This is a genomic window from Tepidimonas charontis, assembly GCF_007556685.1.
Classification (GTDB): Bacteria; Pseudomonadota; Gammaproteobacteria; order Burkholderiales; family Burkholderiaceae_C; genus Tepidimonas; species Tepidimonas charontis.
Genome location: NZ_VJON01000054.1, coordinates 1 through 14,351, shown reverse-complemented (window position 1 = coordinate 14,351; position 14,351 = coordinate 1). Strand labels below are relative to the sequence as shown.

The following is a 14,351-nucleotide window of genomic DNA, read 5'->3' as shown; positions in this document are numbered from 1 at the left end:
TGTGCGTCGAGACGCACGAGACCTGGCTGGAGGACAGCCGTTACCTGAACATGACGCTCCTTTCGGAGCAGAAAAAGGAGGCGTTGAGACTGGCCGCCTGAAGCGGCCGCGCGCTGTCGTCATCGCTCCGGGCTACGCCCTCCGCGACAACGACAGCGCAAACAGGATCAACCAATTACCTGATCACCAATTTGCACAACTTGACGCACACAACTGCCGAGCCGAAGCCGTCAAGGCGTATCTGGTGAGCAACGGTATCCCGGCTGACAAGGTGCGCACCGAAGGGCGCGGCGAGCGCGAGCCGGTGGCCGACAACAGTACCCCGGAAGGGCGAGCGAAAAACCGCCGCGTCGAGGTGACCATCATCGAAACCCGCGCCCCAGCGCGCTGAGTGCCCCTTGGGCCAGCCGGTGCACCGGCTGGCGGGGATCGATGCGTCGCTGGACGGCAGCGGACCCTACTCACCGCCGTCGCCAGCGTAAAGCTCAGCTCACCACGCCCGCGGCGTGCGCCTGCTGGTCGGCGTGGTAGCTGCTGCGCACCAGGGCGCCCACTGCGGCGTGGGTGAACCCCATCGCGTAGGCTTCGCGTTCGAACATTTTGAACGTGTCCGGATGCACGTAGCGCCGCACCGGCAGGTGATGGCTGCTGGGCGCCAGATATTGGCCGATGGTCAGCATGTCCACGCCGTGCGCGCGCAGGTCACGCATCACGGCCAGGATCTCCTCGTCGGTCTCGCCCAGCCCCACCATCAGCCCGCTCTTGGTGGGAATGGCGGGAAACAGCGCCTTGAATTTTTTCAGCAGGTTCAGGCTGAACGCATAGTCGGAGCCCGGACGTGCCTGCTTGTACAGGCGCGGCACGGTCTCCAGGTTGTGATTCATCACGTCGGGCGGCGCGGCCGACAGAATCTCCAGCGCCCGGTCGTCGCGGCCGCGGAAGTCGGGCGTCAGGATTTCGATGCGCGTGGCCGGCGACAGAGCGCGTACGCGCTGGATGCAGGCCACGAAGTGCGCCGCGCCACCGTCGCGCAGGTCGTCGCGATCGACGCTGGTGATGACCACGTAGCGCAGCTTCAGCGCCGCGATGGTGCGCGCGAGGTTTTCCGGCTCGTTGGGGTCGAGCGGGGCGGGGCGGCCGTGGCCGACGTCACAAAACGGGCAGCGGCGCGTGCACTTGTCGCCCATGATCATGAAGGTGGCCGTGCCCTTGCCGAAGCATTCGCCAATGTTGGGACAGGAGGCCTCCTCGCACACCGTCACCAGCCGGTTGGCGCGCAGGATGTCCTTGATCTCGTAGAAGCGCGTGCCGGGGCTGCCGGCCTTGACCCGGATCCACTCGGGCTTTTTGAGCGTCGGGGCGGGCTCGACCTTGATGGGGATGCGTGCCGTCTTGGCGGCGCTCTTTTGCTTGGCACTGGGGTCGTACGGACGGGAGGGTGTGGGCGCCGCGCTCAGTGGCGTGGCGGTTGTGGCGCTGGCGTGGGAGTCGATAGCCATGGCAAGTGGATGGGGCAGCGGTTGCAGGTTAGATGAGGCCAGCGCACCGCGCCCGCAAAGCGACACCGCCGCGCGCGCCGACCGCCGTCGAGGGGCGAGCGTGCGAAACGGCAACTGGCGTGGCGTCAGAGACGGTCATGATCTTCGTCATTTGCGGTGGGGGCAGGTACGCGGCGCAGGGCCGTCAACGTGCATGTGGGGCCAGTAGCGCCACCAGCTGCTGCGCCAGGACGGCGCGCACGGTGCTCGACGCGACCTGCACGCCGATGGTAGCAAGGTCCACCGTGCGCAGTCCGGCGTAACCGCAGGGGTTGATACGCGAAAAGGGGCTCAGGTCCATGGCCACGTTGAGGGCCACGCCATGGTAGGTGCAGTGGCGGTGCACCTTGATGCCGAGCGCTGCGATCTTGCCCAGCCCGGCAAACGGGTTGGTGCCTGGCTGCGGTCCGGCCAGCGCCGCGTGTCCACCGGGGTCGTCGAGCCGGACATAGATGCCGGGGGCGCCCGCCACCCGGTGGCCGGTGACGCCAAATGCGGCCAGCGTGCGGATGATGGCTTCCTCCAAGCGGTACACATATTCCTTGACGAAGTAGCCGGCACGGCGCAGGTCCAGCAGGGGGTAGGCGACGATTTGGCCCGGGCCGTGGTAGGTGACTTGGCCGCCGCGGTTGGTGGCGACGACGGGAATGGGGCCGGGGTCGAGCACGTGCTCGGCGCGCCCGGCCAGCCCCTGCGTGAAGACAGGGGGGTGCTCGCACAACCACAGCTCGTCGGGTTGGCCGTCGGTGCGCGCGGCAGTGAAGGCCTGCATGGCCGCGTAGGTGGCGGCGTAGTCGGCCAGACCCAGGTCGCGCACGATCACAGCACCACCCGCACCATCGGATGGGTGGACAGCGTGCGGTACAACTCGTCGAGCTGCGCGCGCGAGGTCACGCGCACCACCAGCGTCAGCCCCAGATAGTTGCCGCCGCGGCTGAGGCGCTGCTCGATGGTGGTGGCGTCGAAGTCGGGGTCGAACTGACGGGCGACGTGGGCGATGGCGGCGACGAAATCGTCGTGGCGTGGCCCCATGACCTTGAGTGGGAAGTGGCAGGGGTATTCGATCAGGGAATCGGCAGGGCAGCTCATGGTGATGTACGCGCGCCACGTGCGCGTGCCGCGGGCGCGGGGATAGTTCGGGTTTATCCGTATAATAGGTGGCTTTGCCAGTGTAGCCAAAAGCCGCGCTGGGGCCGAGCCGCCGTCAGGCGGCCGTCATGCGTCGGGCCGACAATGTCCGGCGGCTACCACAGGTCGAGTCGTGCAGCACCCTTTGCAATCCGCGACCCCGGTGTCGGGTGATGGGCGCCGGGTGGCACCCGGTTGGGACGATGATGGGGTAGATGAGGGCGGTGAGTCGTCTTTCAAGCCCCTGAGTCCCGATGAGGCGGCGCAGTGGCGCCAGCGTCACCCGGCGCTGTCGGTGTGGCATGTGGTGGGCTGGCAAGCGCTGGTGTGGGGCTTGTCGGTGGCGTTGACGGCGGCGCTGGTGGTGCTGTGGTGGCCCCACAAAGGCGTGTGGGTGTCATCACTGGCCTATGGGGGTGCAGCCGCGCTGTTGCCGGCGGCCCTCATGGCGTGGGGGATGACGTCCAGCGCGTGGGCGCGGTGGCTGCGTGCGGCGCGCCCAGGCCAGGCCCGCGCGTCGCTGGCAGGTTGGTTGTGGTGGGAAGGGGTGAAGGTGCTGTTGACGCTGGCGCTGTTGTGGATGGCGCCGCGCTGGATCCCGGACCTGAGCTGGCCGGCCCTGGTGGTCGGGCTGGTGGTGGTGCTGAAGTCGTACTGGTTGGCGTGGGTGGCGCGGCCAGCGGCTCCGCACCGATCGGCAAGTTCTGAAACGCTGAAGTGAGTTGAGGCATGGCTGCTGAAGGACAAGGACCGACCGCGGGTGAGTACATCCGCCATCACTTGATGCACCTGACCAACAAGGAGCAGACGTTCATCGTCGACTTCTCGGTCATCAACATCGATTCGGTGGTGTTTTCGGTGTTGACGGGCTTGATCGGGGTCTTTTTGTTGTGGCTGGGGGCGCGTCGCGCCACTGCAGGCGTGCCGGGGCGCTTTCAGGCGGCGGTCGAGATCCTGGTCGAACTGGTCGAGACGCAGGCCAAGGGGGTCATCCACAATGCCGCCAGCCGCAAGGTCATCGCGCCGATGGCGTTGACGGTGTTCGTCTGGATCTTTTTCATGAACTTCATGGACCTGTTGCCGGTGGATCTGTTGCCGGGTATCTGGCATGCCGTGGGGCCGGCGTTGGGGTTCAAGGATTATTTGCGCGTGGTGCCCACCGCGGATCTGTCCACCACGTTGGGCTTGTCGGTGTCGGTGCTGCTGATGTGCCTGTTCTACAACGTCAAGATCAAGGGGCTGGGGGGCTGGGCGCACGAGTTGGTGACCGCGCCCTTTGGCACCAGCAAAAACCCACTGTGGGCCTTGCTGCTGGGCGTGGTGAACTTCCTGATGCAAATGATCGAGTTCGTGGCGAAGACGGTCTCCCACGGCATGCGGTTGTTTGGCAACATGTTCGCGGGGGAGTTGGTGTTCATGCTGATCGCGCTGCTCGGCGGTTTCGCTGCGCTGTCGTTCAGCGGGGCCCTGCTCTTCGTCGGACACCTGATCGCCGGCACGGTGTGGGCCATCTTCCACATCCTGGTGATCACTCTGCAGGCGTTCATCTTCATGATGCTGGCCTTGATCTATCTGGGCCAGGCGCATGACGCGCACTAACCTTCGTTTTTCCCTCAACCTTCCTCTCCAACCTCAAAAGGAATCATCATGGAAAACATTCTGGGTCTCGTTGCTCTGGCTTGCGGCATCATCGTCGGTCTGGGCGCCATCGGCGCGTCGATCGGCATCGCGCTGATGGGTGGCAAGTTCCTCGAGTCCTCCGCTCGTCAGCCCGAGCTGATGAACGACCTGCAGACCAAGATGTTCATTCTGGCCGGCCTGATCGACGCGGCCTTCCTGATCGGCGTGGCCATCGCGCTGCTGTTTGCCTTCGCCAATCCGTTCGCGATCTGATCCGTCCTGCGGTGAGGAAGGGTGCGCCCGGGCGGTGTTCCGGGCGCACGCCGCGCAAACCCGGCAACTCAACGCTGTACCCCTCCGCCCCCCATACAGAAAGGCGTTGCGATGAACATCAATGCAACCCTCTTTGCGCAGGCCATCGTCTTCGCGATTCTGGTGTGGTTCACGATGAAGTTCGTGTGGCCGCCGATCGCCAAGGCGCTGGATGAGCGCGCGCAAAAGATTTCCGAAGGTCTGGCTGCCGCCGAAAAAGCCAAGACCGAGCTGGCCGTGGCCAACAAGCGCGTCGAAGATGCCCTGGTGCAGTCGCGCAATGAGGCGGCCGCCCGTGTCGCCGACGCCGAGCGTCGAGCGCATGCCCTGATCGAAGAGGCCAAGGCCCGTGCCGCCGAAGAGGCGGCCAAGATCATCGCCGCCGCCAAAGCCGAGGCCGAACAGCAGGCGGTGCAAGCGCGCGAGGCGCTGCGCGAGCAGGTGGCGGTGCTGGCGGTCAAGGGCGCCGAGCAGATCCTGCGCCGCGAGGTCGACGCCCGCGCGCACGCCGAGCTGTTGCAGCAGCTCAAGGCCGAACTCTGAGAAAACCCGCACCGCGCGTCCGAAGGTTGAATCATGGCCGAACTCGCCACCATTGCCCGACCCTACGCCGAAGCGCTGTTCAAGGCCGCCGGGGCGCAGGCCGCCGACGCCTGCGGCTGGCTCGATGCGCTCGCGGTCGTTGCGGCGCAGCCCGCGCTGCAGGCCTTCGCGGCCGACCCGAACGTGCGCCCTGAGCAGGTATTCGACGTCATCGTCGGCGTCGTCAAGACGCCGCTGCCCGACATCGGCCGCAATTTTTTGCGCACCGTCATCGACAACGACCGCGTCCCTGCGCTGCCCGAGATGGCGCGGCAATTTCGTGCGCTGGTAAATGCCCAGCAGGGTGTGGCCGACGCCGTCGTCGAGAGCGCCTTTCCGATCGATGCGGCGCAGTTGGCCGAATTGCAGGGTGTTCTCGAAAAGCGCTTTGGCCGTCGGCTGCGCTTGCACGTGCAACTCAAGCCCGAACTGATCGGTGGCGTGCGCGTGGTGGTGGGCGACGAGGTGCTCGACACCTCCGTCAAAGCCCGTTTGGAACACATGCGTGTGGCGCTGACAGCCTGAGGCTGGCCCCAACGCCCTGTCAAGAACCTCCGCAAAGGAAAGCGTCATGCAACTCAATCCCGCAGAAATCTCCGAATTGATCAAGTCCCGCATCGAGGGGCTGGCCCCGTCGGCCGACGTGCGCAACCAGGGTACCGTGGTGTCGGTGACCGATGGCATCGTGCGCATCCATGGCCTGTCGGATGCGATGCAGGGCGAAATGCTCGAATTCCCGGCGGGCAAGGATGGCCAGCCGACCTACGGTCTGGCGCTCAACCTGGAGCGCGACTCCGTCGGTGCGGTGGTGCTGGGTGAATACGAACACATCTCCGAAGGCGACACCGTCAAGTGCACCGGCCGCATTCTGGAAGTGCCGGTGGGCCCCGAACTGATCGGCCGCGTGGTCGACGCGCTGGGCCGTCCGATCGACGGCAAGGGCCCGATCAACGCCAAGCTCACCGATGTGGTGGAGAAGGTGGCGCCGGGCGTGATCGCGCGCAAATCGGTGGACCAGCCGGTACAAACGGGTCTGAAGGCGATCGACGCCATGGTGCCGATCGGCCGCGGCCAGCGTGAGTTGATCATCGGCGACCGCCAGACCGGCAAGACCGCGGTGGCGGTGGACACGATCATCAACCAAAAAGGCCAGAACATGGTCTGTATCTACGTCGCCATCGGGCAGAAGGCGTCGTCGATCAAGAGCGTGGTGCGGGCCCTGGAGCAGCACGGCGCGATGGAGTACACCATCGTCGTGGCTGCCTCGGCGTCGGAGTCGGCCGCGATGCAGTTCCTAGCGCCGTATTCCGGCTGCACGATGGGCGAGTATTTCCGCGATCGGGGCCAAGACGCGCTCATCATCTATGATGACCTGTCCAAGCAGGCCGTGGCTTACCGCCAAGTGTCACTGCTGCTGCGCCGTCCCCCGGGCCGCGAGGCGTATCCGGGCGACATTTTCTACCTGCACAGCCGCTTGCTCGAGCGCGCCGCCCGTGTCAACGCCGACTATGTCGAGAAGTTCACCAACGGCGAGGTCAAGGGCAAGACGGGCTCGCTGACGGCGCTGCCGATCATCGAAACGCAAGCCGGTGACGTCTCCGCCTTCGTGCCGACCAACGTGATCTCGATCACCGACGGTCAGATCTTCCTGGAGACCAACCTGTTCAACGCCGGCATCCGGCCGGCCATCAACGCCGGTATTTCGGTGTCGCGCGTCGGTGGCGCCGCGCAGACCAAGCTGATCAAAAGCCTGTCCGGTGGTATCCGGACCGACTTGGCGCAGTACCGCGAACTGGCCGCCTTTGCGCAGTTTGCCTCCGACCTGGACGAAGCCACCCGCAAACAGCTCGACCGCGGTGCGCGCGTGACCGAACTGCTCAAGCAGCCGCAGTACAGCCCGCTGCCCATCAGCCTGATGGCCGCCTCGCTGTACGCCGCCAACAAGGGCTACCTGGACGACATCGACGTCAAGAAGGTGCTGCCGTTCGAGGCTGGCTTGCACGCGTACCTGAAGGACAAGCACGCCGCGCTGCTGGACAAGCTGGAGACGCAAAAGGCGATGGACAAGGACGCCGAGGCCGAGCTCGACGCCGCCATTCGCGCCTTCAAGCAGACCGGCACGTGGTGAGCACCGCCGTCCACGAAGCCCCCCGCAGGCAATAGGAGCAGCGATGGCAGCAGGCAAGGAAATACGCGGCAAGATCAAGTCGGTGGAAAACACCAAAAAGATCACCAAAGCCATGGAAATGGTGGCCGCCTCCAAGATGCGCAAGGCGCAGGAGCGCATGCGCACCGCGCGCCCCTACAGCGAGAAAATCCGCCAGATCGCGGCCAATCTCAGCCGGGCCAATCCGGAGTACGTGCATCCCTTCATGGTCGAGCATCCCGAGGCCACCGTCGCGGGCATGATCGTGGTCACCACCGACAAGGGTCTGTGCGGCGGCCTCAACACCAACCTGCTGCGTGCGGTCACCAACCAGCTGCGCGAGCTGCAGTCGGCTGGGCGCACGGCGCAGGTGGTGGCGATTGGCAACAAGGGCTTTGGCTTCATGAACCGCATCGGCGCCAAGGTGGTGTCGCACGTCACCGGCCTGGGCGACACGCCGCACCTGGAGCGCTTGATCGGGCCGGTGAAGGTGTTGCTCGACGCCTACGCGGAGGGCAAGCTCAGCGCCGTCTATCTCTGCTACAACAAATTCATCAACACGATGAAGCAGGAGCCGGTGGTGCAGCAGTTGCTGCCGCTGTCGGCACAAGCGCTCGAAGAAGGGCAGCAGAGCTACGACTGGGACTACATTTACGAGCCCGATGCACCCACCGTCATCAACGAGCTGCTGGTGCGCTATGTGGAGGCGCAGATTTACCAGGCGGTGGCCGAGAACATGGCCTCCGAGCAGTCGGCGCGCATGGTGGCGATGAAGGCTGCCACCGACAATGCCGGCAACCTGATCAACGAGCTCAAGCTCATCTACAACAAGACACGGCAGGCCAGCATCACCAAGGAGCTGTCGGAGATCGTCGCCGGTGCCGCGGCGGTGTGACGCCGCCCGGGTTGTCGTCCTCCCCATTTTTCGAGAACAAGGTTTCAATCATGGCTCAAGTTCAAGGCAAGATCGTTCAGTGCATCGGTGCCGTGGTGGACGTGGAGTTTCCGCGCGACCAGATGCCCAAGGTGTATGACGCCCTCAAGATGGAGGGATCGCCGCTGACGCTGGAGGTCCAGCAACAGTTGGGCGACGGCGTGGTACGTACCATCGCGCTGGGCTCGTCAGACGGCCTGCGCCGCGGCATGACGGTGTACAACACCGGCGCGCCGATCACGGTGCCGGTGGGCAAGGCGACGCTCGGCCGCATCATGGATGTGCTGGGCAACCCCATCGACGAGCGCGGCCCGATCGATCAGTCGCTGACCAGCTCCATCCACCGCAAGGCGCCGGCTTATGATGAGCTGTCGCCCTCCACCGAACTGCTGGAGACCGGCATCAAGGTGATCGACCTGATCTGCCCCTTCGCCAAGGGCGGCAAGGTCGGTCTGTTCGGCGGCGCGGGTGTGGGCAAAACCGTCAACATGATGGAGCTCATCAACAACATCGCCAAGGCTCACTCGGGTCTGTCGGTGTTCGCAGGTGTGGGCGAGCGTACCCGTGAGGGCAACGACTTCTACCACGAGATGATGGAGTCCAAGGTCGTGGTCGCCGACAACCTGAGCGAGTCGAAGGTGGCGATGGTGTACGGCCAGATGAACGAGCCGCCGGGCAACCGTCTGCGCGTGGCGCTCACGGGCCTGACGATCGCCGAGTCCTTCCGCGACGAAGGCCGCGACGTGCTGTTCTTCGTGGACAACATCTACCGCTACACGCTGGCCGGTACCGAGGTGTCCGCGCTGCTGGGCCGTATGCCCTCGGCGGTGGGCTACCAGCCGACGCTGGCCGAGGAGATGGGCAAGCTGCAAGAGCGCATCACCTCCACGAAGGTCGGCTCGATCACCTCGATCCAGGCCGTGTACGTGCCCGCCGACGACCTGACCGACCCGTCGCCGGCCACCACCTTCGCGCACTTGGACGCCACCGTCGTGTTGTCGCGTGACATCGCCGCGCTCGGTATCTACCCGGCCGTGGACCCACTGGACTCCACCAGCCGGCAGGTCGACCCCAACGTGGTCGGCGAGGAACACTACAACACCACCCGTGCCGTGCAAGCGGTGCTGCAGCGCTACAAAGAGCTGCGCGACATCATCGCGATTCTGGGCATGGACGAACTGTCGCCGGAAGACAAGCTGGTGGTGGCCCGCGCCCGCAAGATCCAGCGCTTCTTGTCGCAGCCGTTCCACGTCGCCGAAGTGTTCACCGGCCAGCCGGGCAAGTACGTCCCGCTGAAGGAGACCATCCGCGGCTTCAAGATGATCGTCAACGGCGAGTGCGACCATCTGCCCGAGCAGGCGTTCTACATGGTGGGCACCATCGACGACGCGTTCGAGAAGGCCAAGAAGCTCGCCGGGTGATTGAGTGCGCACCGGTTCGCTCCAAGGGCCGCCTGCGGGTAGCCGGCCCGGAGCGGGCGGGGCGCGATGGTCTGGCACTGCCTGTCCAGCGTCGGTGTCGCGCAATGGAGATCTGAGATGAATACCATACAAGTGGAGGTGGTGAGCGCCGAAGAGTCCATCTTCAGCGGTCCTGCCAAGTTCGTCGCTTTGCCGGGCGAGATGGGCGAGCTGGGCATTTTGCCTGGGCACGTACCCTTGATTACCCGCATCAAGCCGGGCGCGGTGCGCATCGAGAAGGCCGACGGAGAAGAGGAGTTCGTCTTCGTGGCGGGCGGCATCCTCGAGGTGCAGCCCAAGGTCGTGACGGTGTTGTCCGACACCGCCATCCGCGGCAAAGACCTGGACGAAGCCAAGGCCAACGAGGCGCGCAAGGCGGCCGAAGAGGCGCTGAAAAACGCCAAGAGCGAGGTGGACCTGGCCAAAGCGCAGGCCGAATTGGCCGTGATGGCAGCGCAGATCGCCGCGCTGCGTCGCTTCCGGCAAAAGCGCTGACACTCGTCCGGCGGCTTGCCGCCATGCGTTGCGTGTAGCGCCGCGTGCCCGCCCTTCGATGCGCCAGCGGTTCAGTCCATCACTCCATCACACCGCCCCCGTGGGCGGTATCGTCTTTTGTGGCCAAGCCAGCGCGCGGTCCGGTGACGGCGGTTGGCCCCGTCCGCCCTGGTGGCAGCGCGATGGCCATCTGCAAACCATCGGCGCGGCCTTGTGGGCCCGCCGGGGCCGCGGTGGGCGTATCGAATGGACCCGCGAGCGCTGGGACACGCCGGATGGCGACTTCATCGACGTGGACCACATCACGCCGGCGACGGCGTCGGCGTTGCTGCTGCTGTTCCATGGGCTGGAAGGTTCCTCCGCCAGCCACTACGCGCGGGCGTTCGCGCGCGAAGCTACCCTCCGTGGTTGGGCGGTGGCGGTGCCGCATTTTCGGGGCTGCTCCGGAGAGCCGAACCGAGCGCCGCGTGCCTATCACTCGGGCGACTTCGAAGAAGTCGGCTGGATGATCGAGCGCGCGGCCGGCCGCTGGCCAACGCTGAGCTGTGTGGCCGTGGGCGTTTCGCTAGGAGGCAACGCCCTGTTGCGCTGGCTGCAGGAGGCGGGCACGACGGCTGCCACCCGCCTGTGCGCAGCCGCCGCGATTTCCGCGCCGCTGGACTTGGCGGCGGCCGGCGCGGCCATCGACCAGGGCCTCAACCGCGTGTTGTATGCGCGTATGTTCCTGCGTACCATGCGGCACAAGGCGCGAGAAAAAGCGCGGCGCTACCCCGGGTTGTTCGATCTGGAGCGTGCCTTGGCGGCGCGTACCCTGCGCGCCTTTGACGACGCCTTCACTGCGCCGCTGCATGGTTTTCGCGACGTGGACGATTATTGGCGCCGTGCATCGGCCAAGCCACACATGCGGACCATTCGGGTGCCGACGCTGGTGCTCAATGCACGCAACGACCCCTTTGTGCCCGCTGCAAGCCTGCCCAGCGCGGCGGAAGTGGGGCCGCATGTCCAGCTATGGCAACCCGCTGCGGGCGGCCACGTGGGTTTTGCCGCAGCAGCGTCGCCGTGGGACCTGCGTGGTGATGTGGGTGCGTTGCCGCAGGCGGCGATGGACTGGCTGGCGCGTGCTGCAGGCTGGCGGTGCGAGTGCCACAATCCGATGCACAACGAATACCACGGGTAGTCGAGATGGACGACATCGTCAAGGCGGCGATGGCCAAGTGGCCCCACGTGCCCGACTGCTACGGGTGGCTGGGGCTGGACGCGCGCGGGCGTTGGTGGATGCGTGATGAGCGCGCGCAAGCCGCAGGCCCCTTTGCTGGCGCGGGGGCCAACGCTGTCAGCCGGGGTGCCGAGCTGCGTCATGACAAACTCATCGCCTTCATCGGGCGCAACTACGCCGTCGATGCCCAGGGCCGTTGGTTTTTCCAAAACGGTCCGCAGCGCGTGTATGTGGAATTGGAGCTGACGCCATGGGTGTGGCGTCTGGCGCCGGATGGGGCGGTGTACAGCCACACGGGCGCGGCGCTGGCGCAGGTCAGCGACGTCTTGCTGGACGAAGTCGGTCGCCTGTATCTGGTGGGCGATCTTGGGGTCGGGGTGGTGCACACACAGGATATGCACCTGGCGGCGCAAGCCGTCGAATCCGGTCGGTGGTTGCCGCAGCCGTGTCTGGCCGCAGAGCTGCCCGTGCGCTACGGTTTTGTACTTAGCCCGGCCGCCGCCCGTCGCGCCAGCGCGTCCAACGCCAGCAAATAACCGTCGGCGCCGAAGCCGATGATGCTGCCCGCCGCCACGGGCGCCACCCAAGAATGGTGCCGAAACGCTTCGCGCGCGTGCACGTTGGACAGATGCACCTCGAGCACCGGCATCGGCGCCACCCCCTTGATGGCGTCGTGCAGTGCGATCGAGGTGTGCGTGTAGGCCCCCGGGTTGAACACGACACCCAGCGCCTGGCCGCTGCGATGCAGCGCCCCCCACTGGTGCAGGTGGTCGATCAACACGCCCTCATGGTTGCTTTGGGCGCATTCGACCTCCAGCCCCAGGCGCTGCCCGTGTTCGCGGCAGCGGGCTTCCAGATCGGCCAGGGTGTCGGCGCCGTACACACTGGGCTCGCGCACACCCAGCAAATTGAGGTTAGGGCCATTGAGCACCAAAACCCGTGCCATGGCTCGATCGTGCCCGCTGGTGAACGAACGCGCTTACTTCGTTTCGGCCGCGGGGGCCTCGGGCTCGGGGAAGTTGGCGCCACCCTGGTTGGCCATGAAGACCACGGCGCGCGCGATCTCGAGATCGCGGAAAGCGCCACCGCCCTGTGCGCCCATCGCGCCTTTGCCTTTGAGCGCCGAGTTCAACAACGTCTCGTAACCCTGAGCGATGCGCGGCGCCCACGCCCCCTTGTCGCCCAACTTGGGCGCACCCACCAGGCCGGCTTCGTGGCAGGCCGCGCACTGCGCTTTGTACACGTCCGCACCGGCAGCCAGCGGACGGTTGGCGTCACGCAACTCGACGCGCCCGACCTTTTGGATGCGCTGAGCAGTGGCGAGCTCCGGATTGGCCACGCCAGCTTGCGGCTTGGTATCGCGGGTGACGTAGTACACCAACCCGATGATCAAAAAGACGGGAACGACGAAGGCGAAAACCGCCGTCCACCACAACTGTTTCGGGTTCTGGATGGGGCCGGTGTGATTGTCGTGCGCGTGCTCGCTCATGGTTTCCCTTTGATGGCTCTGGCGAAAGCCGCACCGCTTGCGCGCTGCAGCGCGGTGCGTGCTCAAGGGTCGATAAACCAAAACATTATAAGATGCTGCTAGCGGGCCGACGCGGCGCAGCGCGGGGCTGGTAGAATCCGAGCGGTGTTGCGGCTGTAGCTCAGTGGATAGAGTGTCGGCCTCCGAAGCCGAAGGTCGTGGGTTCGATCCCCGCCAGCCGCGCCAAATCAAGCACGTATGAGATCCCGGGATGATGACATGCCCGAGTTTTAGACCATTGATGACGGCTTCGACGCCGATTCTGCCGCCGATCTCATCGGTCGACCGATGGTCATCTCCTCAAAAGCGACTTTGCCATGGCCCGTCCGTGGCCCAGCCGTAGCCCACGGCGGCTCGATTCGCTTCCCTTCGTGACCATCGGTCTCGTGGCCCATTGAGACTGTTCCGTCGGCAACCAGCGACGTCCAGCGCAGCGCACGCCGACGAAGTCATTCGGCTTGACTGGCGTTCCCGGGCACGTGCTCGAACAGATCCCCCACGGACACGTTGAACAGGGTGCACAGGCGATCGATGGCATCCAGATCAACGCGGGTCGCTCGCTCGTAGTACAGCAAAGTGACGGTGTTTCGGTTTAGGCCCGTCTGACGGGCGACATCACTGATCTTGAGCTTGCGCTCGCCCATCAAGCGCGAGAGATGGCAGCGGATCATGTTTGTCTCTGTAGAAAAGTTTGATGCAGGATAGCACAACGCTGTTGCAAACGCCAAAATCCATGCTATAATGCGAGACAGGATAGCAAAACATCATTCACGATGTCGTTTGGCTATCCTGTACACCCCGGCGGCCACCCAAAGTGCCCCACTTATGGCCACCCAAACTGCTCCACCCGGCCAGGGGTGACCTGATGCATTGATTGGTGTCTGTCAGTCATCCAATAACCTACAGGCAGGACGTTACTTTCATCTCCTCACCACCGAGGGGACCACTGGAGTGAACGTCTTGAAGCCACACTTGCAAACCACCATCTGGACGCTGTTGCAGGCCAACGCCAGCCAGCGAGAGATCGAACGGGTGACGGGCATTTCCCGCCACACTATCCGCGCCTACCAACAGCGCTTCGCCGCCGAACAGTCAAACTGCCCCGGGGTGGCCACCGGCTCTGAGGCCGTGGCCAGTCAAATTGCCCCACCCCGGCCACCGGCCTCTCTGTCGGCGGCCACCTCCCTGTGCGAACCCCACCGTGAGTTCATCGATGCCCAGCTACGGCTTCGACGCAACGCCATGGCCATCTACCAGGACCTGGTCGACCATCACGGCTTTGCCGGTCAGTACAACTCGGTCAAACGCTTCGTGGCCAAGCTGCGCCACAAGGTGCCCGAACAGTTCGACCGCCTGTCCTTCCTGCCCGGCGAGGAAATGCAGGTCGACTAC

General features: G+C 65.2%; 17 protein-coding genes, 1 tRNA gene and 2 pseudogenes. 14 read left to right on the top strand and 6 right to left on the bottom strand.

Features of this window, described 5'->3' with window-relative positions:
* Positions 1-217 precede the first annotated feature (217 nt).
* A pseudogene (locus Tchar_RS14130) lies at positions 218-391 on the top strand (OmpA family protein); the annotation flags it as partial.
* Positions 392-485: 94 nt separating this feature from the next.
* Here Tchar_RS14130 and lipA read toward each other — a convergent pair.
* From lipA to Tchar_RS12280, 3 genes are all read right to left on the bottom strand, one after another.
* A complete protein-coding gene (gene lipA / locus Tchar_RS12290) occupies positions 486-1,499 on the bottom strand; it encodes a lipoyl synthase (protein WP_144329297.1) in 1,014 nt (337 codons plus the stop codon).
* Between the two features lie 184 nt (positions 1,500-1,683).
* Entirely contained in the window at positions 1,684-2,361 is a 678-nt protein-coding gene (gene lipB / locus Tchar_RS12285; protein WP_144329296.1) for a lipoyl(octanoyl) transferase LipB, read from the bottom strand.
* Positions 2,358-2,627, bottom strand: coding sequence for an HP0495 family protein (locus Tchar_RS12280; protein ID WP_144329295.1), 270 nt, complete (start codon positions 2,625-2,627; stop codon positions 2,358-2,360). The genes lipB and Tchar_RS12280 overlap by 4 nt, the downstream gene beginning before the upstream one ends.
* 172 nt (positions 2,628-2,799) lie before the next feature.
* On the opposite strand from Tchar_RS12280, the gene Tchar_RS12275 reads away from it, so the two are divergent.
* The 11 genes from Tchar_RS12275 (at position 2,800) to Tchar_RS12225 (ending at position 11,967) form a co-directional block, all read left to right on the top strand.
* The gene (locus Tchar_RS12275) at positions 2,800-3,387 is read left to right on the top strand and encodes an ATP synthase subunit I (RefSeq protein ID WP_328592047.1); all 588 of its coding nucleotides are present in this window, start codon (positions 2,800-2,802) and stop codon (positions 3,385-3,387) included.
* Between the two features lie 8 nt (positions 3,388-3,395).
* Positions 3,396-4,265, top strand: coding sequence for a F0F1 ATP synthase subunit A (gene atpB / locus Tchar_RS12270; RefSeq protein ID WP_144329294.1), 870 nt, complete (start codon positions 3,396-3,398; stop codon positions 4,263-4,265).
* A 48-nt stretch (positions 4,266-4,313) separates the two neighbouring features.
* Complete coding sequence (gene atpE / locus Tchar_RS12265; protein WP_043702567.1) at positions 4,314-4,559, top strand: F0F1 ATP synthase subunit C; 246 nt, start codon at positions 4,314-4,316, stop codon at positions 4,557-4,559.
* A gap of 111 nt (positions 4,560-4,670) precedes the next feature.
* Entirely contained in the window at positions 4,671-5,141 is a 471-nt protein-coding gene (locus Tchar_RS12260; RefSeq protein WP_144329293.1) for a F0F1 ATP synthase subunit B, read from the top strand.
* A 33-nt stretch (positions 5,142-5,174) separates the two neighbouring features.
* On the top strand, positions 5,175-5,705 hold the full coding sequence (locus Tchar_RS12255) for a F0F1 ATP synthase subunit delta (protein ID WP_144329292.1): 531 nt from the start codon (positions 5,175-5,177) through the stop codon (positions 5,703-5,705).
* A gap of 46 nt (positions 5,706-5,751) precedes the next feature.
* Positions 5,752-7,308: a F0F1 ATP synthase subunit alpha gene (gene atpA / locus Tchar_RS12250; protein ID WP_144329291.1), complete on the top strand. Its 1,557-nt coding sequence runs from the start codon at positions 5,752-5,754 to the stop codon at positions 7,306-7,308.
* A gap of 43 nt (positions 7,309-7,351) precedes the next feature.
* A complete protein-coding gene (atpG, locus tag Tchar_RS12245; RefSeq protein ID WP_144329290.1) occupies positions 7,352-8,221 on the top strand; it encodes a F0F1 ATP synthase subunit gamma in 870 nt (289 codons plus the stop codon).
* Between the two features lie 50 nt (positions 8,222-8,271).
* Complete coding sequence (gene atpD, locus Tchar_RS12240; protein ID WP_144329289.1) at positions 8,272-9,681, top strand: F0F1 ATP synthase subunit beta; 1,410 nt, start codon at positions 8,272-8,274, stop codon at positions 9,679-9,681.
* A 117-nt stretch (positions 9,682-9,798) separates the two neighbouring features.
* Positions 9,799-10,215 (top strand): F0F1 ATP synthase subunit epsilon, encoded by a 417-nt coding sequence (locus Tchar_RS12235; RefSeq protein ID WP_144329288.1) that lies wholly within the window; start codon positions 9,799-9,801, stop codon positions 10,213-10,215.
* 100 nt (positions 10,216-10,315) lie between these two features.
* Positions 10,316-11,392 (top strand): YheT family hydrolase, encoded by a 1,077-nt coding sequence (locus Tchar_RS12230; protein WP_408033605.1) that lies wholly within the window; start codon positions 10,316-10,318, stop codon positions 11,390-11,392.
* A gap of 5 nt (positions 11,393-11,397) precedes the next feature.
* Entirely contained in the window at positions 11,398-11,967 is a 570-nt protein-coding gene (locus Tchar_RS12225; protein WP_144329286.1) for a DUF2946 family protein, read from the top strand.
* On the opposite strand, the gene aroQ is transcribed toward Tchar_RS12225, so the two are convergent.
* Positions 11,904-12,377 carry a type II 3-dehydroquinate dehydratase gene (gene aroQ, locus Tchar_RS12220; RefSeq protein WP_144329285.1) on the bottom strand — a complete coding sequence of 158 codons (474 nt, stop codon included), beginning with the start codon at positions 12,375-12,377 and terminating at the stop codon, positions 11,904-11,906. The two genes, Tchar_RS12225 and aroQ, sit on opposite strands and share 64 nt — an antisense overlap.
* 33 nt (positions 12,378-12,410) lie before the next feature.
* Complete coding sequence (locus Tchar_RS12215) at positions 12,411-12,920, bottom strand: c-type cytochrome (RefSeq protein ID WP_144329284.1); 510 nt, start codon at positions 12,918-12,920, stop codon at positions 12,411-12,413.
* A 149-nt stretch (positions 12,921-13,069) separates the two neighbouring features.
* Here Tchar_RS12215 and Tchar_RS12210 point away from each other — a divergent pair.
* Positions 13,070-13,145: transfer RNA gene (locus Tchar_RS12210), tRNA-Arg, on the top strand.
* A 263-nt stretch (positions 13,146-13,408) separates the two neighbouring features.
* Here Tchar_RS12210 and Tchar_RS12205 read toward each other — a convergent pair.
* Positions 13,409-13,630, bottom strand: a complete 222-nt coding sequence (locus Tchar_RS12205; RefSeq protein WP_144329283.1) for a helix-turn-helix domain-containing protein — start codon at positions 13,628-13,630, stop codon at positions 13,409-13,411.
* Positions 13,631-13,910: 280 nt separating this feature from the next.
* On the opposite strand from Tchar_RS12205, the pseudogene Tchar_RS12200 reads away from it, so the two are divergent.
* Positions 13,911-14,351, top strand: a pseudogene (locus Tchar_RS12200) (IS21 family transposase); the annotation flags it as partial.